Origin of the sequence: Streptomyces sp. NPDC048523, from assembly GCF_043199815.1 — a bacterium.
Taxonomy (GTDB): Bacteria; Actinomycetota; Actinomycetes; order Streptomycetales; family Streptomycetaceae; genus Streptomyces.
Window position 1 is genome coordinate 37,577 of the sequence record NZ_JBICWQ010000008.1, and the last position, 20,542, is coordinate 58,118.

Below are 20,542 nucleotides of genomic sequence, written 5' to 3' on the forward strand. Positions count from 1 at the left end.
TCCGCGCGTTGTCGGGCGCGGGGCGATGGATGCGGTGCGTTGGCGGGTGCTGGGCGGGGGGTGCGGTGCGTGGGCGGGGGCGGGGCGGGGGGTGCGGTGCGTTGGCGGGTGCGGGGCGGTGGGGGCTGGTCGCGCAGTTCCCCGCGCCCCTGGGGGGTGGTGTGTGCGTGTCGTTCGGCGGCGGGGGTGCGTCCGGTGATCCTCGGTGGGCGCTCCTGGAGCCCGGGTGTGGTCGTCCCGGGGGCGCCCGAAGATCACCCGGCGATCACCCCCCGCCCTGTGTGCGAGGATCGAACGCATGGGTACGACAGGTGGGGCGGCGGAGTCCGGGCGGCGGGTCGGCAGGCCCCGGGCCGATCGGCGGCCGGACAGCGGGCTGGCGCCACGCGATGAACTCCTCGTCGCCGCAGCCGAGTTGTTCACCTCCCTGGGGTATGCCGCCACCAGCACCCGGGCCGTCGCCGAGCGCGCGGGCATGCGGCAGGCGTCCATGTACCACTACGTCTCCGGCAAGGAGGAACTCCTCGCCCAGCTCCTGGAGTCCACCGTCACGCCCTCGCTGGCGTACGCCCGTGAGCTGCTGGCGGACGACAAGACCCCGGCGGAGGGCAGGCTGTGGGAGCTGTGCCGCGCGGACGTCGAGGTGCTGTGCGGCGGCCCGTACAACCTCGGCGGGCTCTATCTGCTGCCCGAGGTGCGCGCCGAGCGGTTCGCCGGCTTCCATGCCGTGCGCGCCGAACTCAAGGACACCTACCGGCAGTTGCTCGCCGCGACGGCCGCGGGCGGCGCCCTCGCCAAGAGTGAGCTCGAGCTCCGCACAGACCTGCTGTTCGGCCTGATCGAGGGCGTGATCCTGGTCCACCGCTCCGACCCCGAGCGGCCCGTCTCCGTCTTCGCGGAGGCCACCGCGGACGCGGCCCTGCGCATCGCCGGAATCCAGGACGGGCACCCGGCCGAGAGCTGATCTTCACTCACCGCGGTGAGTGGGTTTCGTGCGCCCGTACGCCATGACTCGGGGTGTTCGATTGATCTCGGAGCGTGTAAATGAACCGAGGCTACTCCAGTCGCAATGCCCGTTTCAGGCGCTTGCTGAATATGACACGGCGATGATCCGGTCGGACTAAGCTCGCCCGCAGCGCACCGAGTTGATGTGTATTCGTGCGCTTGTTCCCTATATGTGCGACTCCCCGTCGATACGTCTCAGAGGGCCCACATGGTGAGTGTTCAATCCCCCCCAGGACGCCGTGAACTGCCGTATGCGCGCGTGCTGTTGCTCCCCGCCATAGTCATGGCCGCGGCGACCGGGGCCGGTGTCGCGCTGGTGCAGCAGCCCGCCAGGGCCGCTGTCGGCTGGTGCGGTGCCATCGCCACGCTGCTGGTGATCGCGGTGGCGGCCGAGGCCGTACGGCGCGGTCGTGAACTGCGTGACCAGAGAATCGAGCACATCCAGCACACGGCTCATCTGAAGCAGCGGATCGCCGACCACGACCAGGACATGATCCGGTTCGCGAAGGAGATCGCGCCCGCCGCGCTGGACTGGCTGCGCCGCGGAAGTTCCCCCGGAGAGGTGATTCGCCGACTCGGCGAGTTCAACTCCGCGTGGGCGAACCTGCCCGAAGCGCAGGTCCGGTTGCTCAAGACGGTGCTCACCATCGTCGACACCGAGGAGATCATGCGTGACGCCGCGCAGCGCTCCTTCGTGAACATCGCCCGGCGCGTGCAGGCCATCGTCCACCAGCAGGCCAACGAACTGCGGGAGATGGAGGAGGACCACGGCCGCAACCCCGAGGTCTTCGACGACCTCCTGCGCATCGACCACGGCACCGCGCTGATCGGCCGGCTCGCCGACTCCATCTCCGTCCTCGGCGGTGGCCGCCCCGGCCGGCAGTGGCCCGAGCCCGTCGCGCTGTACAGCGTGCTGCGCGGCGCCATGTCCCGGATCCTGGAGTACCGGCGCATCGACCTCTCCTCGATCGCCAAGGTCAACGTCAAGGGCACCGCCGTAGAGCCGGTCATCCACGCCGCGGCCGAACTCCTCGACAACGCCACGCGCTACTCGCCGCCCCAGAGCAAGGTGCACGTCACCGCCACCGAGGTGCAGACCGGCGTCTGCATCGAGATCGAGGACGCCGGCGTCAGCCTCAGCGAGGAGGCCCGGCTGCGGGCCGAGGGCATGCTGGAGCGGGCCAAGGCCGGCGTGGACCTCCAGGACCTCGGCGAATCGCCGCGTCTCGGCCTCGCCGTCGTGGGCCGCCTCTGCGCCGCGTACGACATGCAGGTCTCCCTGCGCGCCTCCGCGTACGGCGGTGTCCGCGCCATCCTCGTCGTGCCCAGCGACATGCTCACCGACGAGCCCGGCGTCGGCCTCGCCCACGGCATCGGTGCCACCGCCGTGCCCAAGGCCGAACTCGGCGCCCTGCCCGGCCCCAAGCGCACGATCAAGAAGCGCCGGCCCACCAGCCCCAAGTTCACCACCCCGGTGTCCATGGAGGACGACGTCCCCGAGGTCACCGAGTGGACGGCCAACGGGCTGCCGCAGCGCCGCAGCCGGGTCAAGACCTCGTTCACCCAGCGCTACGCCGAGCAGGCCGAGATCGAACGCGCCGAGCGGGAGGGCCGCCCGACCATCTGGTCGACGGCCAAGCGCGAGCCCGAGCCCGAGCCGAAGCCCGACGACACCCCGCCGGGCCTGTGGGTCCAGGCGTTCATGGACGGCCTCAAGCGGCCCACCTCTTCCGCAGTCACCCAGCCGACCGACGAACCGGCCCGTACCGAGGCCGAAGACGAGGGGAACCTCAAGTGATCCAGCAGCGAGGCAACTTCGACTGGATGCTCCAGGACCTCGCCAAAGGCGTACCGGGCATCCAGATGATCGTGGTGCTCTCCGCCGACGGGCTGCGCATCGCCCGGCACGGCGGGGACCCGGACACCGCCGACCGCGTCGCCGCCGCGTGCGCGGGCCTGCAGAGCCTGGCGGGCGCCGTGGCCGGGGAGATCCCCGGCAGTGACGGCAAGATGAAGATGGTCCTCATCGAGATCCACGGGGGCTACTTCTATCTGATGGCCGCGGGCCCCAACGCCTACCTCGCGGTGCTCTCCGACATCATCACCGAACCCGGCCACATGAGCGCCCGTATGAGCGATCTGGTCGTCCGCATCGGCGCGCACCTGACGAGCCCGCCCCGGCGCAACGGGCAGACCGTATGACTCCTCCGCAACGCCGACGGCGATTCCCCAAGGCCGGCCCGGAACCGACCCCGCCACCCCCGCAGGAGGGCCAGGACCCACCCGAGGGACCGAAGAAGAACCCCGAGCGGCTGTACGTCATCACCGGCCCCGACGGAACCGAGCGCTCGGAACTCGACCTGGTCACCTTAATCGTGGCGCACGCCGACCCGCCGCCCTCCGCCACGCCCGAGCAGGCGGCGCTGCTCAGGCTCTGCACGGCCCCCCTGTCCGTGGCCGAGCTGTCCGCCTATCTCAGCCTGCCGTTCAGCGTGGTGACCGTCCTGCTCACCGAGCTGCTGACGGCCGAACTGGTGACGGCGCGCGCCCCGGTGATCCGCCAGGCGCTGGCCGACCGTTCCCTCCTCGAAGCGGTGATGCATGGACTACAAAGGCTCTGACACCATCCCCGGTCCGCGAACAGAGGACCACCTGCCCCCGACCGCCGAGGCCGCGGTGAAGATCGTCATCGTCGGCGGCTTCGGCGTCGGCAAGACGACCATGGTCGGCTCGGTCAGCGAGATCAAACCGCTGACCACCGAGGAGACCATGACCCAGGCCGGCATCGGGGTCGACGACAACTACGGCTCCGAGACCAAGACGGCCACCACCGTGGCCATGGACTTCGGCCGCATCAGCATCACCGACCAGCTGGTCCTCTACCTCTTCGGCACCCCGGGCCAGGAGCGCTTCTGGTTCCTGTGGAACGGCCTGTTCGAAGGGGCACTCGGCGCGGTGGTCCTGGTGGACACCCGACGCCTCGAGGTCAGCTTCGACGTCATGGACCGCCTGGAGGAACGCGGCGTGCCCTTCGTCGTCGCCGTCAACACCTTCCCCGACGGCCCCCGCCACGCCGTCGAGGACCTGCGCAGTGCGCTCGACCTGAGCGAGGAGATCCCGATCCTCGAATGCGACGCGCGACGGCGGGCGTCGAGCCGGGACGTGCTGATGACGCTGCTGCGGTTCCTGCACTCCCTGACGACGGAGAAGACACCGGTCTGAGCCGTCCCGTCGCATGCCCTCCCGTACGACAGATGAACTTCAGCTTCGGAGCGACCATCGTGACGCCTGAACCCTTTTCCCCGGCCGGTACGGACCACTCCACGGCCGCCCCGCCTCCCGGCTGCCCCGCGCACGGCGTCGGACTCGGCGGGCTGCGCAGACTGTACGGCCCCGGCGCGGAGGACCTGGGGGCCGTGTATGAGGAGCTCCGCTCCGAACACGGCCCCGTGGCTCCCGCGCTGCTGCATGAAGACGTGCCGATCTGGGTCGTGCTGGGTCACAGCGAGAACATGCACATGGTGCGTACGCCCACGCACTTCTGTCGTGACCCGCGTCAGTGGAGTGCTCTGGAGGACGGCACGGTCAAGCCGGATCATCCGCTCATGCCGATCGTCGCCTGGCAGCCCATCTGCTGCCACGCCGAGGGCGACGAGCACCGGCGGCTGCGCGGCGCGGTCACCAGCGCCATGTCGACCATCAACCACCGGGGGATCCGCCGTTACATCAACCGCGCGACGCATGACCTCGTCAACAAGTTCTGCGCGAAGGGCCGGGCGGATCTGGTCAGCCAGTTCGCGGAGCACCTGCCCATGGCGGTGATGTGCGAGATCCTCGGCATGCCCGAGGAGTACAACGACGAGATCGTGCATGCCGCCCGCGATCTGCTCAAGGGCACCGAAACCTCGATCGCGAGCAACGCCTACATCATGGACGCCCTGATGCGGCTCACCGTCCGCCGCCGGGCCGATCCCAAGGACGACTTCACCAGTCACCTGATCAACCACCCGGCGGGGCTCGACGACGACGAGATCGGCCAGCATCTGCGCGTCATCATGATCACCTCGTACGAGGCCACTGCCAACCTGCTCGCCAACGTACTGCGGGTGGTGCTCACCGACCCGGGGTTCCGAGCCCGGCTCAACGGCGGCCAGATGACGGTGCCCCAGGCGGTTGAGCAGTGCCTGTGGGACGAGCCGCCGTTCAGCACCATGCTGGGCTACTTCGCCAAGCAGGACACCGAGCTCGGCGGTCAGCGCATCCGCAAGGGCGACGGCCTCCTCATGGGCATCGCCCCGGGCAACGTCGACCCACGTGTGCGCCCCGACCTCAAGGCCAACATGCAGGGCAACCGTTCCCACCTCGCTTTCAGCGGCGGTCCTCACGAGTGCCCGGGCCAGGACATCGGCCGCGCCATCGCGGACGTGGGCGTCGACGCTCTGCTGAACCGTCTCCCGGACGTTCAACTCGCCTGTGAGGAGGACGAACTGCGCTGGCGGGCGTCCATCATGAACCGACACCTCGTGGAGCTGCCGGTGAGGTTCGAGCCGAAGCCCCAGCAGGACGTCATGCAGTGGTCCTCCACCAACCCGGTGCCGCGGCAACGCCCGACCGACTGGCAGATCAGCACGCCGCAGCCGCAGCCCACAGCTCTGGATCCCACAGCTCCGGTGCCGACCGCGCTGACCGAACCGGCCGGTCGGCCGGGCGTGTTCCGCCGCCTGCTCCGCTGGTGGCGCGGGGACTGAGCCGGCCGGGGCACCGGGCCTACTCGGCCCACTCCTCGTACGACGACCAGGCCTGCAGCACACGCGGGCTGACGAACCGGTGCTCGTGCCCCGTGACCGGATCGGTGAACTCAAGGGCCCGCGCCAGCAGTTGGAGCGGGCGCCGGAAGTCACCGTCCGCCACGGGGGCGGTCACCACGGGATAGAGGGGGTCGCCGAGGATCGGCACTCCCAAGGTGCTCATATGCACCCGGAGCTGGTGCGTCTGCCCAGTGCGGGGGCGGAGCCGGTAGCGAGCCAGACCGTCGTCCCGTCGCTCCAGCAACTCCACGTCACTGACGGCGTTGTACTCGCCCTCGACCTCGCGCGCCGCCATGACCCCGCGCTCCTTGACGATCCGGCTGCGCACGGTGAGCGGCAGGGTGAGTGCGGGGGCGTACCGCGCCACTGCCTCGTATTCCTTGGCGATGAGCCGGTCGCGGAACAGCGACTGGTACGCGCCGCGCTCCGCGGGGCGCACAGTGAACAGGACCAACCCAGCGGTGAGCCGGTCCAGGCGGTGGGCGGCGCCCAGCGTGGGCAGGCCCAGCTCCCGGCGCAGCCGCGCGAGAGCGGTCTCCGTGACATGGCTGCCGCGCGGTGTCGTGGCCAGGAAATGCGGCTTGTCGACGACAACGATGTGCTCGTCCCGGTGCACGACGTCCAGTGCGAAGGGCACCGGCACCTCGTACGGCAGTTCCCGGTGGAACCACACGAACATGCCTGGCACGTACGTCATGTCCCGCGGCACGGCCCGTCCGTCGGCGTCCACGATCAGCCCTGCGTCCAGCATCTCGTCGATCACCTCCGCCTCGGCCGCGAGCCGCTCCACCAGGTGATCGCGCACGGTCGCCCACGCCGTCCCCTGCGGCAGCCTCACCCGCACGGGATCGACCCCGTCGCGCTGCGGCAGGGGAGGCGGGGGGACCGGGCGTCTGCGTCTCATCGCGATCAAGCTTACGAGGGGGCGCTGACAACGGGGCATGAGCCGGTCGCCGTCCTGCGGAACCGTGCGGACCGCCCTCTGGCCCTGAGCCCAGGGGCTCGCCCCGAGCGCGCCGGTGATCCGGTTTCGCCGGCGTCCTCCTCGACTGAAAAGGGGCGCGCACGTCCCGATCGGGCGACTGTCACATGTGAGTGCAACATGTTCATGTCTGAATCAACGGCGGCCACTTCCGGTCTGGACCGAACTGCGATGTGATTAAGGTGTACGGCCGAAGGTGCGGTCTGTTCGCACCGCCGTGGAAGGGGGAGCCCGTGGTGCCACTCGTTCCGTCATCGCCCACCGCGACCATCACTGCCTCGGCCCTCTTGGAGCACGCCCGTGCTCGGGCGCGCCGACAGCGCACACGGATCTGACCTCCGACCGGTGCGTACGCGAGGCCTGGCAGGACAAAGAAGTCCTGCGCGGACTCCTGGGCCTGACTGTCACTCGCAGGGACGTTACGCCCGACCCCTCCGCGCCCCTGCCGCCCGCCCTCTCCTGGCACCGGCTTCCGGATCGAGCGAACCAACCTGCGTTCGCGCTGTGCAACCACCCGACGGAACCGACGGGAGGCATACCCCCACTGAATTGACGACCTCACCCGCTGCCCGGCGTCTGCAGCACCTTGGTGGTTTCACGCCGGCCTGAGGATGCGCCGCCCCGGCCTGTCGAGGCCGAGCTTCGCCGGTCGGCCCCGCTGCGTGCATCGGGGCCGACCGGCGGCGATGTGGCCGGCCACATGCTCTGCCCGTCCGGGAATCCGCTGCGGCTGCTCCTGCACCGCGCCCCGCCTCACCACTGGTTGTCCGGGTTGTCGTGGCGCATTACACCTCGCGGGGAACGAGCCAACCAGAAAGAGGTGCTCAGCATGGACGAGAACGCGATGGGCGTGCGTATACGCCTGGCCGAGAAGGAGGACGTGCGGGGCGGGGGAGAGGAACGCGTTCATGCGCACCTCCGTGGCATTCAGGACAGTCTGACCACACCCTTCGTGGTACGGGATAACGCCTGGGCGCGCGATGTCTTCGCCGCGTCCGTGCAGTGGATGCAGGGGTACAGGCTGTTGACCGGTGAACGACACCAGTGGTTGGAGAAATGTGACATCGGCGCACTGCTGGGCCTCACCAACCCGCACGCGGAGCGCCATCTCCTCCGGCTCGCCGGAGACTGGTACGTATGGCTGTACGCCTTTGACGACGGTGTGTGCGACGAAGCGTTCACGGGTGCCCAGGCATGGGACATGGCCCATCTGACGCTGCGACTCAAGCGATCCGTGTCGGGCTTCGCGCCCGGAGACGAGCCGGAAGAGAACTACGCGCGTGCCCTGTTCGACCTTCGGTGCCGTATCGCCGAACATGCCACGCCCGCCCAACTCGTCCGCTGGACGGAAGCTGTCCGTGACTACCTGAACGGCCAACTCTGGGAAACCATGTACCGCGCCACCGGACACGCTCCCGCTCTGGACGACTACATCACGATGCGTGAATCGGCTTCCGGCTGTCTTTCCTGTTTTGAGCTTTTACCCCTGCTCAACCGCTACCACCTGCCTGAGGAGGTACGCGCCCATCCCGACGTGCAGCAGCTCTCCCGATCCGCCAACCGGATCATCGCCTGGGACAACGACCTGTTCTCCTACCAGAAGGAACAGGGAGACCATTCAGCGATTGCCAACCTCATCACCGCAGTGGCACGGCAGCGTCGATGCGAGACAGCAGCGGCCATCACATACGCCCGAGAGCGGCGAGACGACGAATTGGCCGCCTTCCTGCGCATCGAGAAGCGGATCGTCAGTCATCTCGGCATGGAGGGAAAGTGTTACATAGCCAATCTCAAGAATTGGGTGAGCGGAAGCCTGGAATTCCACAGGACCAGCCGACGCTTCGCCACCGCGCCGCGCGTCGTGCACCTCTGATCCCTCGTAGCCCAGGGAGGAACACATGACGGACCGGGCCGGTATACCTCGGGCTCCAGGATCCTTTCCGCTGATCGGTCACGCGCCATCCCTTCTGCGCGCCCCGCTGCCGTTCCTCAGCTCGCTTGCCGCGCACGGCACCCTGGTAGAGGTCAAGATCGGTCCCATGGCTGCCCTGGTCGTGTGCGACGCGCAGCTGACACGTCAAGTCCTGCTCAACGACAAGGTGTTCGACAAGGGCGGCCTGCTGTACGACCGGGTGAGGGAAGGATTCGGCAACGGGCTTGCCCTGTGCCCGCATGCATCCCACCGACGTCAACGCCGTCTGATCCAACCGGTCTTCAACCGTGGCAGCCTGGGCCAGTACGCCGACACGATGACGGAGACGATCTACTCGACCATTGATCGATGGACGGACGGACAGACCATCGACGTCCTCGCCGAGATGCAGGAGGTGACTGCGCGGACCATCGTCGCCTCGATACTGGGCCAGACCTTCACGGAAGATGAGCTCTCCCGCATGCTCCGGGACTTCGGAACGCTGTCCCGCGGCAGTTACCGGCGAATGTTTCTGCCACCGTCCGTGGGTAAGCTCCCCACTCCCGGCAACCGGAGTTACCGCGCCGCGCGAGCTCGCCTCCGGCGAGCGCTGACTGAAGCCGTCCATGCGCGTCGCGCCGGAGCGACCACCCGCGAGGACCTCCTGACGGCGCTCCTTGAGTCATCGCAAGAGGGAGAGACGCTGACGGACGACGAGGTGGTCGACCAGGCGATGATCTTCTTCTTCGCCGGCATGGAGTCCACCGCGGCAACACTCGCCTGGTCTCTGCACCTCATAGCCGCCCAGCCGGACATCGAAGGCATGCTGCACAAGGAAGTGGACACCGTGCTGGCCGGTATGCCGACTCCTGGCAATCGCCTGAACGAACTTGCGTACACCCGCAACATCATCACGGAGACCCTGCGGCTCTACCCGCCCGGGAGTCTCTTCACTCGTGTGACCACCACCCGTACAGAATTAGGCGGCCACGAGATAGAGAGTGGAACGACGATCATCTGCAGCCCCTACCTCATACATCATCAACCCGAAAGTTTTCCCGCGCCGGACGTATTCGATCCGAATCGCTGGAACGAAACGCCGCGGACCGAAGCGGAGAGGGCTGCATTCATTCCCTTCGGCGGAGGGCCCCGAAAATGCATCGGGGACAATTTCGGCATGATGCAAGGCGTTATAGCCCTCGCCGCCATCGCATCCAGGTGGAAACTCACCCCCGTGCCCGGCGCCAAAGTGCGTGCCGGCGTCCGGACCGTGATCAATCCGCAGGGGCTGCTGATGACTGCGGTATCGCGGTGAGGTGCTGGGTGGGTCCGGAGCGCTGAAGTAGTCGTTCCACGTCCGGTCGAATGGGGACAGCACCGGAGCCGCTGCTCAAGCGCCGGTGCTGTCATCGCCGTTGCGCGTGGTGGGCCCAACGGCGCACCGGCGATCAGCCGGATTCCGACGGCGCTGCCAGCGGTGCCCCGTTCTCCGCGGTGAGCCCGCGCCGTACGCCCCGAAGCCGATACAGCCCCCCAAGCGCCACCGTGACCGTCAGGAACAGCACCGTGAACCACTGGAAGTACCAGTGCCCGCCCGCCGGGTCGTACACCTCGGCGCGGGGCCAGGCCAGGTTGACGGTCATCAGGAGGCCGTACAGGAGGGCCAGGGCGTTGACCGGGATGCCCCAGCGGCCCAGGGAGAACAGGCGGGCGCCTTCCTCGTCGGTGCCTGACGAGGAGAACTCGCCGCGTACCCGGCGGATCAGCAAGGGGCCGGTGACCATCGCGTACGCCAGGTACAGCATCACGATGCAGGTCGTGCCGATCGCCAGGAAGGCCTCCGGCGAGGCGAAGTTGAGGAGGAGCAGCGCGGCGGCCAGGATGCCGACGACCAGAGCGGGGGCGGTGGGCATGCCCGTGCGGTGGTTCACCCGCGCGAGGCGGCCCGCGAAGGGCAGTTGGCCGTCGCGGGCCATGGAGAAGAGCATGCGGCAGGCCGCGGTCTGGATGGCGAGGGTGGCCACCGCGATCGCGACCACCACGTCGGCCAGCAGGGCCTTGCCGACACCGTCGCCGAGGCTGCTGGTGAGGACGTAGCTGAGGCCGTCGACCGACAGATGGCCGTCGGTGAGGCTGGGGGCGGCGAGCAGGCCGGCCAGGACGATCAGGCCGCCGAGCGCGCCGGCCGCGGCGAGCGCGGTGAGGATCGTACGGGGCGCGGTGCGCCGGGGGTTGCGGGTCTCCTCGCTCATCTCGCCGGCGCTGTCGAAGCCGATCATCACGTACGCCGCCGTGAACGAGCCCACCAGCAGTGCCCCGAACAGGCCGTTCTGCGCGGCGCCCGTGGTGTGGAAGGTGATGCTCGGGGTGCGCTCGGAGTGGGTCAGCAGCAGCACGATGATCAGGACCGCGCCGATGATCTCGGCGGTGACGCCGACCCGGTTGATCAGGGACATCACACGGTTGTCCACGACGTTCACGAGTGTCGTCAGGACGAGCAGGATCACGCCGAGGACGGCCGCGTTGGCGGCGCCGTCCGCCGAGGTCGGTGCCGGGTCGGTGCCGACCAGCTGGAAGCCCGACCAGATCGCCGGGAGCACCATCTGCAGGGCCAGTGCCGCCGCGGCGACCACGACGATCTGCCCGATGACCATGATCCAGCCGGCGAACCAGCCGAAGGTCGCGTTGGAGAGGCGGGACGACCACTGGTAGATCGCGCCCGAGAGGGGGTAGCGGGCCGCCAGTTCCGCGAAGCAGGCGGCCACCATCAGCTGCCCGACCAGTACCGCCGGCCAGGCCCAGAAGAAGACGGGGCCGCCGAACGCGTACCCGAAGGCGAAGAACTGGAAGACGGTCGTCAGGACCGAGATGAAGGAGAACCCCGCCGCGAAGGACGCGTACCGGCCCAGGCTGCGGTGCAGTTCCTGGGAGTAGCCGAACTCGGTGAGGGACCGGTCGTCGGGGGAGGGGGAAGGGGAGTGCGGGGGATCGGGACGGACGTCGGAGGGACTGGTCGTCGTCACGGCGGTACCTGCCTTCGGCGGCATGAGGGCGGAAGCACGGAACAGCGGTGCGGCAGCTGAATTCCTGTCGGGTGACAGAAATTAGGGAGAAGCTGTTTCGGGTGCGTGACGCGGCCGTGTCGGCGCGGAGCCCAAGTCCTCACGTGCTTGCGCGGACCGTCGATACGCGATACATCGTGTCTATTGACGGGCTCTCGTAGCTCGCGATATGTTCGGCTACGGATATTCGGACGCGAGGTGAATCATGGGGCGTCGCAAGCTCCGCAACCCCCTGGCGCTCGCCGTGCTGGCGACGCTGTGGCAGAAGCCCATGCATCCCTACGAGATCGCCCAGACCCTGCGCCGCCAGGGCAAGGACTCCAGCACGAAGATCAACTACGGCTCCCTCTACACGGTCGTGCAGAACCTCGAAAAGCACGGATTCGTCGAGGTCACGGACGTGGAGCGGCAGGGCAACCGGCCCGAGCGGACCGTCTACGGCATCACCGCGGCCGGGCGCCAGGAGACCACCGAGTGGATGTCGGACCTGGTCGCCTTCCCGGCCAAGGAGTACCCGATCTTCGAGACCGCGCTCTCACTGCTCGGCGTGCTCCACCCCGACGACGTGGTCACGCTGCTGAAAGAACGGCTCGACGCTCTGGAGGTGCAGATCGCGAGCGGCCGAGGCGCGCTGGAGAAGCTGTACGAGACGCTGCCCCGGCTCTTCCTCGTGGAGAACGAGTACCAGCTCCACATGGTCGAGGCGGAGGCGCAGTGGGTCCGCGGCTTCCTCGACGAGCTCAGAAAGGGCACGCTGCCCGGCATCGAGGAATGGAAGGCGTTCCACGAACCGTGACTGAACGAACCATGACCTGAACGAACCGTGATTCTGAACGAGAACAGGCCCCGGCACGGCTGTTGCAGCAGCCCGCCGGGGCCTCGAACCCCGAACTGAATCCGCCCTGAGGCACATCCAGGCGATCGAGGTGCGGCACACCCAGGATAGCCCGGTGCTCCTTCAGCGGATCAGTCGTCATTCACCAGGAGAGCACCTGTCATGAACACCCGTGCGCCCGCGATCGAGGCGCGTCAACTGATCAAGACGTACGGCGCTGAGGTCACCGCCCTCAACGGCATCGACCTCGTCGTCGAACGGGGCAGCGTCTTCGGTCTGCTCGGCCCGAACGGCGCCGGCAAGTCCACCACCGTCAAGATCCTCACCACCCTGGCCCGCCCCGACTCCGGCTCGGCCACCGTCGCCGGCCACGACGTGCTGCGCCACCCGGACCGGGTCCGGCGGGCCATCGGGGTGGTGGCCCAGGGCTCCGGCGCCGACCCGGTCGCCACCGGCCGCGAGAACCTCCGGCTCCAGGGCAGGCTCTACGGCTTGAGGGGCGCCGCCCTGGACCGGCGGGTGGACGAGCTCCTGGAGCGTTTCACGCTCACCGAGGCCGCCCGGCGTCCGGTCAAGGGCTACTCCGGCGGCATGCGGCGCCGGCTCGACGTCGCCCTCGGTCTGGTGCACCGCCCCGAGGTGCTCTTCCTCGACGAGCCCACCACCGGTCTCGACCCCGAGGCCCGCACCGCGATGTGGGACGAGATCGGCCGGCTCGCGGGGGAGGAGGGGCTGACGATCCTGCTCACCACGCACTATCTCGAAGAGGCCGACCGGCTCGCCGAAAAGGTCGCGGTCGTCGACCGCGGCCGGATCGTCGTCGAGGGCACCCCGGACGCGCTCAAGGGCGAACTCCGCGGCGACGCCGTGCACATGGAGCTGCGCGAACCGCTCGGCGACGCGGGGAGCACGCTGCTGACGGGCGCCCTGCGCGGGGTGCCGGGAGTGCACGAGGTGCTGGCCGACGGACACCGCGTCAGCGTCCGCGCCGACGACGGGGCAGCCGCCGTACCCGCCCTGCTCGCCGCGCTGGAGCGGGCCGGGGTCAAGGTCGCCACCGCTACCGTCGCCCGCCCCTCCCTCGACGACGTCTACCTGCGCTACGCGGGCCGCCGTTACTCCGATGCCGAAGACCTGGTGGGTGCCCGATGAGCATGGCCGTCTCCCAGACCTGGTACATGACGCAGCGTCAGCTCATGGTGTTCGTACGGCAGCCCGCTTTCGCCGTCATCACCCTGGTCCAGCCGGTGATCTGGCTGTTCCTGTTCGGCAGCCTCTTCCGGAAGGTCGTCGAGCTCGGTGGCTTCGGCACCACCTCGTACCTTGACTACCTGGTCCCGGGGGTGGTCGTGATGAGCGCGCTCAGCTCCAACATGTGGGCGGGGATGACCACCCTGGACGAGATCCAGCGCGGCACCCTCAACCGCTTCCTGACCACTCCGGTCAGCCGGGCCGCGCTGATGAACGGCAACGTCGTCAACAACGGCCTGGTCACCGCCTTCCAGTCGGTGGTCATCGTGCTGCTCGGGCTCCTCGGGGGCGCCGACTACCCGGGCGGCATCGCGGGAGTCGCCGTCCTGGTGCTCGCCTCGGTCCTGCTGGGCACCGTCTTCGGGGCGCTGTCCAACGCGCTCGGCATGCTGGTGCGGGAGCGGGAGTCGATCATCGGGATCAACACCTTCCTGCTGCTCCCGCTCACGTTCCTGTCCAGCGCCTTCATGGCGCCCTCGCAGATGCCCTCCTGGATGCGGCACATCGCCGACTTCAACCCGCTGAACTGGGCGATGGTGGCGGGCCGTTCGGCCCTGTCCGCCGATCCCGACTGGGGCGTGGTGCTGGGCCGCGGGGGAGCGCTGCTCGGGCTGGCGGTCGTGGCGGTGTGGCTGTCGATCCGGACGTTCCGGTCGTACCAGCGGTCGGTGTGAACGCGTGAACGGGGCGGCACCTTCGAAGGTGCCGCCCCGTTCACGGCCGAGCCGAAGCGGCCGTACGCCCAAGCGGGACCGCGCTGAAGCGGCCGTACGGGAGAGAGGCCAACCGCCTACGCGGCCGGTGCCGCCCCCTCCTGCTCCGCCTCGATGCGCGCGTTCCAGTCCCGCTTGGAGGCCTGCCAGCCGTCCTCGTTGTGCCCCAGGCGCCAGTAGCCGGAGATCGACAGGTGCTCGCGCGGGACGGCGCGTTCGACCCGCAGCAGATGGCGCAGCTGCTTCACGAAGTGCGCCTCGCCGTGCACGAACGCGCACAGCCGGCCCTCCGGGAACTCCAGCGCGCGAACGGCCTCGACCAGGGCCTCGCCGACGGGGCGGGAGCCGCGGTGCAGCCACACGACCTCCACGTCGGAGTCGATCTTCAGCTCCTCCTCGGGCCCGGAGACCTCGATGAAGGCGTGCGCCCGGGCGCCGTCGGGCAGCGACTCCAGGGAGCGGGCGATCGCGGGCAGCGCGCTCTCGTCACCGACGAGCAGATGCCAGTCGGCCTCCGGGTCCGGGGCATAGGCGCCGCCCGGGCCCATGAAGCGCACGGTCTCGCCGGGCTGGACGCGCATCGCCCAGGGTCCGGCCAGGCCCTCGTCGCCGTGGATCACGAAGTCCAGGCTGAGCTCGCGGTGTTCGGCGTCCCAGTGGCGCACGGTGTACGTGCGGGTCACCGGCCACTGCTCGCGCGGGAACTCCTCGCGGATGCGCTCGATGTCGAAGGGTTCGGGGTAGGTCGCGCCCTCGGCCGGGAAAAGGATCTTGACGTAGTGGTCGGTGCAGGTGTCCGCCCCGAAGTCGGCGAGTCCGTCGCCGCCGAGCACCACGCGCTGCATGTGCGGGGTGAGGCGTTCGGTGCGGACCACCTGTGCGGAGTGGGGCTTCCGCGGCTTGCGTCCCGGTCCTTCTGCCATGGCGGCCTCCCAGTTCCCTACGCTTAGGCTTACCTAAGTTAGCACCCGCCCCCTTGGCGATGGCGTGCCACTCGTGGAAAGCGAGGGCAATATTTACGCGCCGAGCGTCGCCACCAGCCGCTGCAACGATCCTCCCAGCCCCCATCGCTCCGCGAGCTTCTCCAGCGCCGCGGGATCGCGCGGCGCACGCGGAACCGCGGTCTCCACCTGCGGCAGCGGGACGTCGCCGGCCACCCGCACGACCTTCGGTGCCACGGCCAGGTACGGCCGCGACTCGTCCAGCCGCTTGCGCTGCGACGGCGTGAGCTTCGTCTTCGGATCGTCGACCGCGGCCATGATCCCCGCCAGGTCGCCGAACTCGGCGAGCAGCTTGGCCGCTGTCTTCTCGCCGATGCCGGGCACGCCCGGCAGACCGTCGCTCGGGTCACCCCGCAGCAGCGCCAGATCCGCGTACCCCCGGCCGTCGACGCCATACTTCTCGCGCAGCCACGCCTCGTCGGTCAACTGGAGCGTGCCGACGCCCTTGAGCGGATACAGCACCCGGATCCGGCGCTCGTCGTCCACCAGTTGGTACAGGTCGCGGTCGCCGGTGACGATGTCGACGGGGCCCGTCGCCCGAGCGGTGAACGTGCCGATCACGTCGTCCGCCTCGTACCCGGCCACCCCCACGCGCGCGATGCCGAGCGCGTCCAGGACGGCCTCGATGACCGGCACCTGCGGCGACAGGGTGTCCGGCACCTCCTCCTCGTCCGGGCCGCTCTCGCGCTCCTCGGCGACGCGGTGCGCCTTGTAGGAGGGGATGAGGTCGACCCGCCACTGGGGTCGCCAGTCGGCGTCCATGCAGGCCACCAGGAGGTCGGGGTGGTGGTCCTTGACCAGGCGGTCGATGAATTCGAGGAGGCCGCGCACGGCGTTCACCGGGGTGCCGTCGGGAGCCTTCACCGACTCCGGCACGCCGAAATAGGCGCGGAAGTAGAGCGAGGCGGTGTCGAGGAGCATCAGTCGTCCGGTCACGTCTCGCATCATGCCGTACCCCACTGACACCGGCCGTCGACCCTTGACTCGTTCGGCGGTGTGGGCGTCCTGTGAGCCGGGACACGGGGGTGTTTGGCCCAGAGACATATGGGCAGGCGCCGCCCCGGAGCGGGGCAGGTTGCACTTTCAACTGTTCGCGGCCCTTCGTCTCCCCCCAGTGGTCGAAGAGACGAGAGGCACGCGTGTCAGCAAGGCTTGAGGCAGAACACCTGTACAAGGTCTTCGGAAGACGCCCGCACGAGGCGGTCGACAGGCTCCGCGAGGGTGCCGACCGGGAGGGACTGCGCGCCGAGGGCACCACGGCGGCGGTGATCGACGCCTCCTTCACCGTGGACCCGGGCCAGATCTTCGTCGTCATGGGCCTGTCCGGCTCCGGCAAGTCCACGCTGCTGCGGATGCTCAACGGCCTCCTGGAACCGACCGCCGGCCAGGTCCGCTTCGACGGCCAGGACCTCACCGCGCTCACCGACCGCGAGCTGCGCGCCGTACGCGCGAAGAAGATCAGCATGGTCTTCCAGCACTTCGCGCTCTTCCCGCACCGCAGCGTCCTGGAGAACGCCGCCTACGGCCTCGCCGTCCAGGGCGTCCCCAAGGCCGAGCGGATCGAGCGGGCGACGAAGGCCCTGGAGCTCTGCGGCCTGGGCGGCTGGGAGAAGTCCTGGCCCGACGAGCTCTCCGGCGGCATGCAGCAGCGCGTGGGCCTGGCCCGCGCTCTCGCCACCGACGCCGACCTGCTCCTCATGGACGAGTCGTTCAGCGCGCTCGACCCGCTGATCCGCCGGGACATGCAGGACCAGCTCCTGCAGCTCCAGCAGACCCTGAAGAAGACGATCGTCTTCATCACCCACGACCTCAACGAGGCCATGCGGCTCGGCGACCGGATCGCCGTCATGCGCGACGGCCGGATCGTCCAGACCGGCAGCGCGGAGGACATCCTCGTGCGGCCCGCCGACGACTACGTCGCCTCCTTCACCAAGGACGTCGACCGCTCCCGTGTCCTGACCGCGTCCGCCGTCATGGACACGGACGTCAGTGGCGTCGAGGCCGACTGCGGTTGCGCGGGCCACTGCGAGACCGCGACACCCGAGACACCGTTCACCGAGCTCTGCGCGATGAGCGCCCGGTCGACGCACCCGGTGGCCGTCCTCGACGAGCACCGCACCCTCGTCGGCGTGGTCCCGCAGCAGCGACTGGTCGCCTTCATGGGCGACGCGGAGGTGGCCCATGCCTAGGATCCCGCTCGGCGACTGGGTCAACGACACCGTCGACTGGCTGCTCGACCACGTGTCCTGGCTCTTCGACTTCCTCAAGACCGTCTTCACCGACACCTACGAGGGAATCGACGCCGTCCTCCAAGCGCCCCACCCCCTGCTCCTCGCAGGGATCTTCGCCGTGATCGCGTTCTGGCTGCGCGGCACCCTCGCCGGGGTCCTCACCTTGGCGGGATTCGCCTTCGTCGACTCCCTCGAACTGTGGGAGGACGCGATGACGACCCTCTCGCTGGTCCTCGTCGCCACGATCATCGCGCTGGTCATAGCCGTGCCGGTGGGCATCTGGGCGGCCCGCTCCGACCGGGTCAGCTCGATCGTCCGCCCCGTGCTGGACTTCATGCAGACGCTGCCCGCGATGATCTACCTCATTCCGGCGATCCTGTTCTTCGGCACCGGCGCCCCCGCCGGCATGGTCGCCACCCTGATCTTCGCGCTCGCCCCCGGCGTCCGCATGACCGAGCTCGGCATCCGCCAGGTCGACAAGGAGCTCGTCGAGGCCGCCGAGGCGTTCGGCACCACCCCCCGCGACACCCTCCTGCGCGTCCAGCTCCCCCTGGCGCTGCCCACGGTGATGGCCGGCGTCAACCAGGTCATCATGCTCGGCCTGTCGATGGCCGCGATCGCCGGCATGGTCGGCACGGGCGGTCTCGGCGGCGATGTCAACGAGGCCATCGGCCAGCTCAACGTGGGCCTCGGCTCCGAGGCCGGTGTCGCCATCGTGATCCTGGCGATCTACCTCGACCGCATGACCGGCGCGCTCGGCACCCAGGTCTCCCCGCTGGGCCGCCGCGCCGCCGCCAAGGCCCGCGCGACCCAGGGCGGCGTGAAGATCTGGTCCTACCGCCTCCGACCGCAGATCGCCGTGGTCGGTGTCGTCGTCCTCGCCCTCGTCGCGGGCGGCATGGGCATCTTCGGCGGCACCTCGGGCGAGGCCACGGCCGTCTCCGGCGGCAAGGACGTCGGCCAGGGCAAGAAGATCAGCATCGGCTACGTCCCCTGGGACGACGGGGTCGCCTCCACCTTCCTGTGGAAGGAGATCCTGGAGGAACGCGGCTACCAGGTCGACGCCAAGCAGTTCGACGCCGGGCCGCTCTACACCTCCCTCGCCTCCGGCAACGCCGACTTCATGACCGGCGCCTGGCTGCCGACCACCCACGAGCAGTACTGGAAGAAGTACGGCGGCAAGCTCGACGACCTCGGCGCCTGGTACGGCAAGACGTCTCTGGAGCTGAGCGTCCCCTCGTACATGAAGGACATCGACTCCCTGGCCGACCTCAAGGGCAAGGCCTCGCGGTTCGGCGGGAACATCACCGGCATCGAGTCGAGCGCCGGCGAGATGGCCCTGCTCAAGAGCAAGGTCCTGAAGGCGTACGGCCTCGACAAGGAGTACAAGGTCGTCGACAGCTCCACGCCGGCCATGCTGGCCGAGCTGAAGCGGGCGTACGCCAAGAAGGCCCCCGTCGTCGTCACGCTCTGGTCGCCGCACTGGGCGTACAACGACTACGACCTGAAGAAGCTCAAGGACCCCAAGGGCGCCTGGGGCTCGGGCGACGGCATCCACACCGTGGCCCGCAAGGGGTTCACGGACGAAAACCCGGTCGTCGGGCAGTGGCTGAAGAACTTCAAGCTGGACGAGAAGCAGCTCACCGGCCTGGAGGCCGAGATCAACAAGGCGGGCAAGGGCAAGCAGCAGGACGCGGTGCGCACCTGGCTGAAGCAGCACCCCGGCCTGGTCGACAAGCTGGCCCCCGTCCAGAAGACGGCGGCGGAGACGCAGCGCCCGGTGAACGTGGCCTGGTTCCCCTGGGACGAGGACATCGCCGTCACGTATCTCTGGAAGAACGTCCTGGAGAAGCGCGGCTACCGGCTCAACCTCAAGCAGATGGACGTCGGCCCGGTCTACACCGGGCTCGCCTCCGGCGACCTGGACCTCAACTTCGACGCCTGGCTGCCGTACGCCCAGAAGAACTACTGGGACAAGAGCAAGGACAGCCTCGCCGACCTCGGCACCTGGTACGAGCCGACCTCGCTGGAGGTCGCGGTCCCGTCGTACGTCAAGGGCGTGAAGACGTACGAGGACCTCAAGGGCAGGGCCGCGGAGTTCGACGGGAAGATCATCGGCATCGAACCGGGAACCGGCGAGATGAACCTCCTCAAGAACAAGGTTCTGCCGGGCTACGGCCTCGACAAGGAGTACGAGGTCGTCGACGGCTCCACGCCCGCGATGCTGGCCGAACTCAAGCGGGCCTACGCCAGGAAGCAGCCCGTCGCGGTCGTCCTGTGGTCCCCGCACTGGGCGTACAGCCAGTACGACCTGACCAAGCTGAAGGACGACAAGAAGCTCTTCGGTGAGGGCAACACGATCCGCACCATCTCCCACGAGAAGTTCCCCGGGCAGTACCCCCAGCTCACCAAGTGGATCAAGGGCTTCCGGATGAGTGAGGACGAGCTCGGTACTCTGGAGAGCGAGATCAACCGGTACGGCCAGGGGCACGAGGAGCAGGCGGTCGCGGCCTGGCTGAAGAAGCACCCGGAGATGGTCGGGCGGATGACACCGTCATAACCGCTCCGGGCACACGGTAAGGATCCGGCCAACCACATAGAGCTACGCCATCGCCCGAACTCTCATGCCGACGAGGGGACTTGGGCGGCCCGCAGCGGACGGGTGACCGAAACCCGGCCCCCTGGCTCTCTCCAGGGGGCCGTTCGGCTGGCGCGAACTGTGAGGTACCGTCGCACGCCGTA

General features: G+C 68.9%; 17 protein-coding genes. 13 read left to right on the forward strand and 4 right to left on the reverse strand.

The window, feature by feature from the left end; genetic code table 11:
- The first annotated feature begins 298 nt into the window (after positions 1-298).
- The 6 genes from ACGFWE_RS34180 (at position 299) to ACGFWE_RS34205 (ending at position 5,753) form a co-directional block, all read left to right on the forward strand.
- On the forward strand, positions 299-964 hold the full coding sequence (locus tag ACGFWE_RS34180) for a TetR/AcrR family transcriptional regulator (protein WP_393603940.1): 666 nt from the start codon (positions 299-301) through the stop codon (positions 962-964).
- A gap of 249 nt (positions 965-1,213) precedes the next feature.
- Positions 1,214-2,803, forward strand: a complete 1,590-nt coding sequence (locus ACGFWE_RS34185; protein ID WP_393603942.1) for a sensor histidine kinase — start codon at positions 1,214-1,216, stop codon at positions 2,801-2,803.
- The gene (locus ACGFWE_RS34190) at positions 2,800-3,207 is read left to right on the forward strand and encodes a roadblock/LC7 domain-containing protein (RefSeq protein WP_007380839.1); all 408 of its coding nucleotides are present in this window, start codon (positions 2,800-2,802) and stop codon (positions 3,205-3,207) included. Before ACGFWE_RS34185 ends, ACGFWE_RS34190 begins: the two co-directional genes overlap by 4 nt.
- The gene (locus tag ACGFWE_RS34195) at positions 3,204-3,626 is read left to right on the forward strand and encodes a DUF742 domain-containing protein (protein WP_352390105.1); all 423 of its coding nucleotides are present in this window, start codon (positions 3,204-3,206) and stop codon (positions 3,624-3,626) included. Before ACGFWE_RS34190 ends, ACGFWE_RS34195 begins: the two co-directional genes overlap by 4 nt.
- The gene (locus tag ACGFWE_RS34200; RefSeq protein WP_352390104.1) at positions 3,607-4,227 is read left to right on the forward strand and encodes an ATP/GTP-binding protein; all 621 of its coding nucleotides are present in this window, start codon (positions 3,607-3,609) and stop codon (positions 4,225-4,227) included. Before ACGFWE_RS34195 ends, ACGFWE_RS34200 begins: the two co-directional genes overlap by 20 nt.
- A 59-nt stretch (positions 4,228-4,286) precedes the next feature.
- Entirely contained in the window at positions 4,287-5,753 is a 1,467-nt protein-coding gene (locus ACGFWE_RS34205) for a cytochrome P450 (protein WP_393604204.1), read from the forward strand.
- Between the two features lie 19 nt (positions 5,754-5,772).
- Here ACGFWE_RS34205 and ACGFWE_RS34210 read toward each other — a convergent pair whose 3' ends face one another.
- A complete protein-coding gene (locus ACGFWE_RS34210) occupies positions 5,773-6,717 on the reverse strand; it encodes an RluA family pseudouridine synthase (protein ID WP_352390103.1) in 945 nt (314 codons plus the stop codon).
- Positions 6,718-7,624: 907 nt separating this feature from the next.
- Between ACGFWE_RS34210 and ACGFWE_RS34215 the strand changes: the two genes are divergently transcribed.
- Positions 7,625-8,668 (forward strand): terpene synthase family protein, encoded by a 1,044-nt coding sequence (locus ACGFWE_RS34215; protein WP_393603945.1) that lies wholly within the window; start codon positions 7,625-7,627, stop codon positions 8,666-8,668.
- A 25-nt stretch (positions 8,669-8,693) separates the two neighbouring features.
- Positions 8,694-10,022, forward strand: a complete 1,329-nt coding sequence (locus ACGFWE_RS34220) for a cytochrome P450 (RefSeq protein ID WP_393603947.1) — start codon at positions 8,694-8,696, stop codon at positions 10,020-10,022.
- Positions 10,023-10,155: 133 nt separating this feature from the next.
- On the opposite strand, the gene ACGFWE_RS34225 is transcribed toward ACGFWE_RS34220, so the two are convergent.
- Complete coding sequence (locus tag ACGFWE_RS34225) at positions 10,156-11,730, reverse strand: amino acid permease (RefSeq protein ID WP_393603949.1); 1,575 nt, start codon at positions 11,728-11,730, stop codon at positions 10,156-10,158.
- A gap of 244 nt (positions 11,731-11,974) precedes the next feature.
- Between ACGFWE_RS34225 and ACGFWE_RS34230 the strand changes: the two genes are divergently transcribed.
- The 3 genes from ACGFWE_RS34230 (at position 11,975) to ACGFWE_RS34240 (ending at position 14,529) form a co-directional block, all read left to right on the forward strand.
- Complete coding sequence (locus ACGFWE_RS34230) at positions 11,975-12,565, forward strand: PadR family transcriptional regulator (protein WP_352390099.1); 591 nt, start codon at positions 11,975-11,977, stop codon at positions 12,563-12,565.
- A 201-nt stretch (positions 12,566-12,766) separates the two neighbouring features.
- On the forward strand, positions 12,767-13,756 hold the full coding sequence (locus ACGFWE_RS34235) for an ATP-binding cassette domain-containing protein (RefSeq protein ID WP_393603951.1): 990 nt from the start codon (positions 12,767-12,769) through the stop codon (positions 13,754-13,756).
- Entirely contained in the window at positions 13,753-14,529 is a 777-nt protein-coding gene (locus ACGFWE_RS34240; protein ID WP_352390097.1) for an ABC transporter permease, read from the forward strand. The genes ACGFWE_RS34235 and ACGFWE_RS34240 overlap by 4 nt, the downstream gene beginning before the upstream one ends.
- 116 nt (positions 14,530-14,645) lie before the next feature.
- On the opposite strand, the gene ACGFWE_RS34245 is transcribed toward ACGFWE_RS34240, so the two are convergent.
- Both ACGFWE_RS34245 and ACGFWE_RS34250 read right to left on the reverse strand, forming a co-directional pair.
- Positions 14,646-15,491 carry a siderophore-interacting protein gene (locus tag ACGFWE_RS34245; protein ID WP_352390096.1) on the reverse strand — a complete coding sequence of 282 codons (846 nt, stop codon included), beginning with the start codon at positions 15,489-15,491 and terminating at the stop codon, positions 14,646-14,648.
- Between the two features lie 93 nt (positions 15,492-15,584).
- Positions 15,585-16,514, reverse strand: a complete 930-nt coding sequence (locus tag ACGFWE_RS34250; RefSeq protein WP_352390147.1) for a 5'-3' exonuclease — start codon at positions 16,512-16,514, stop codon at positions 15,585-15,587.
- Positions 16,515-16,708: 194 nt separating this feature from the next.
- On the opposite strand from ACGFWE_RS34250, the gene ACGFWE_RS34255 reads away from it, so the two are divergent.
- Both ACGFWE_RS34255 and ACGFWE_RS34260 read left to right on the forward strand, forming a co-directional pair.
- Positions 16,709-17,758, forward strand: a complete 1,050-nt coding sequence (locus tag ACGFWE_RS34255) for a glycine betaine/L-proline ABC transporter ATP-binding protein (RefSeq protein ID WP_393603954.1) — start codon at positions 16,709-16,711, stop codon at positions 17,756-17,758.
- Complete coding sequence (locus ACGFWE_RS34260; RefSeq protein WP_393603956.1) at positions 17,751-20,360, forward strand: ABC transporter permease/substrate binding protein; 2,610 nt, start codon at positions 17,751-17,753, stop codon at positions 20,358-20,360. Before ACGFWE_RS34255 ends, ACGFWE_RS34260 begins: the two co-directional genes overlap by 8 nt.
- Positions 20,361-20,542: the final 182 nt, after the last annotated feature.

Bases quoted from the DNA above. Each gene is read 5' to 3' on its own strand.
- ACGFWE_RS34180 (WP_393603940.1), top strand. From the start codon at position 299: ATGGGTACGACAGGTGGGGCGGCGGAGTCCGGGCGGCGGGTCGGCAGG.
- ACGFWE_RS34185 (WP_393603942.1), top strand. From the start codon at position 1,214: ATGGTGAGTGTTCAATCCCCCCCAGGACGCCGTGAACTGCCGTATGCG.
- ACGFWE_RS34195 (WP_352390105.1), top strand. From the start codon at position 3,204: ATGACTCCTCCGCAACGCCGACGGCGATTCCCCAAGGCCGGCCCGGAA.
- ACGFWE_RS34200 (WP_352390104.1), top strand. From the start codon at position 3,607: ATGGACTACAAAGGCTCTGACACCATCCCCGGTCCGCGAACAGAGGAC.
- ACGFWE_RS34210 (WP_352390103.1), bottom strand. From the start codon at position 6,717: ATGAGACGCAGACGCCCGGTCCCCCCGCCTCCCCTGCCGCAGCGCGAC.
- ACGFWE_RS34215 (WP_393603945.1), top strand. From the start codon at position 7,625: ATGGACGAGAACGCGATGGGCGTGCGTATACGCCTGGCCGAGAAGGAG.
- ACGFWE_RS34220 (WP_393603947.1), top strand. From the start codon at position 8,694: ATGACGGACCGGGCCGGTATACCTCGGGCTCCAGGATCCTTTCCGCTG.
- ACGFWE_RS34230 (WP_352390099.1), top strand. From the start codon at position 11,975: ATGGGGCGTCGCAAGCTCCGCAACCCCCTGGCGCTCGCCGTGCTGGCG.
- ACGFWE_RS34235 (WP_393603951.1), top strand. From the start codon at position 12,767: ATGAACACCCGTGCGCCCGCGATCGAGGCGCGTCAACTGATCAAGACG.
- ACGFWE_RS34240 (WP_352390097.1), top strand. From the start codon at position 13,753: ATGAGCATGGCCGTCTCCCAGACCTGGTACATGACGCAGCGTCAGCTC.
- ACGFWE_RS34245 (WP_352390096.1), bottom strand. From the start codon at position 15,491: ATGGCAGAAGGACCGGGACGCAAGCCGCGGAAGCCCCACTCCGCACAG.
- ACGFWE_RS34250 (WP_352390147.1), bottom strand. From the start codon at position 16,514: ATGCGAGACGTGACCGGACGACTGATGCTCCTCGACACCGCCTCGCTC.
- ACGFWE_RS34260 (WP_393603956.1), top strand. From the start codon at position 17,751: ATGCCTAGGATCCCGCTCGGCGACTGGGTCAACGACACCGTCGACTGG.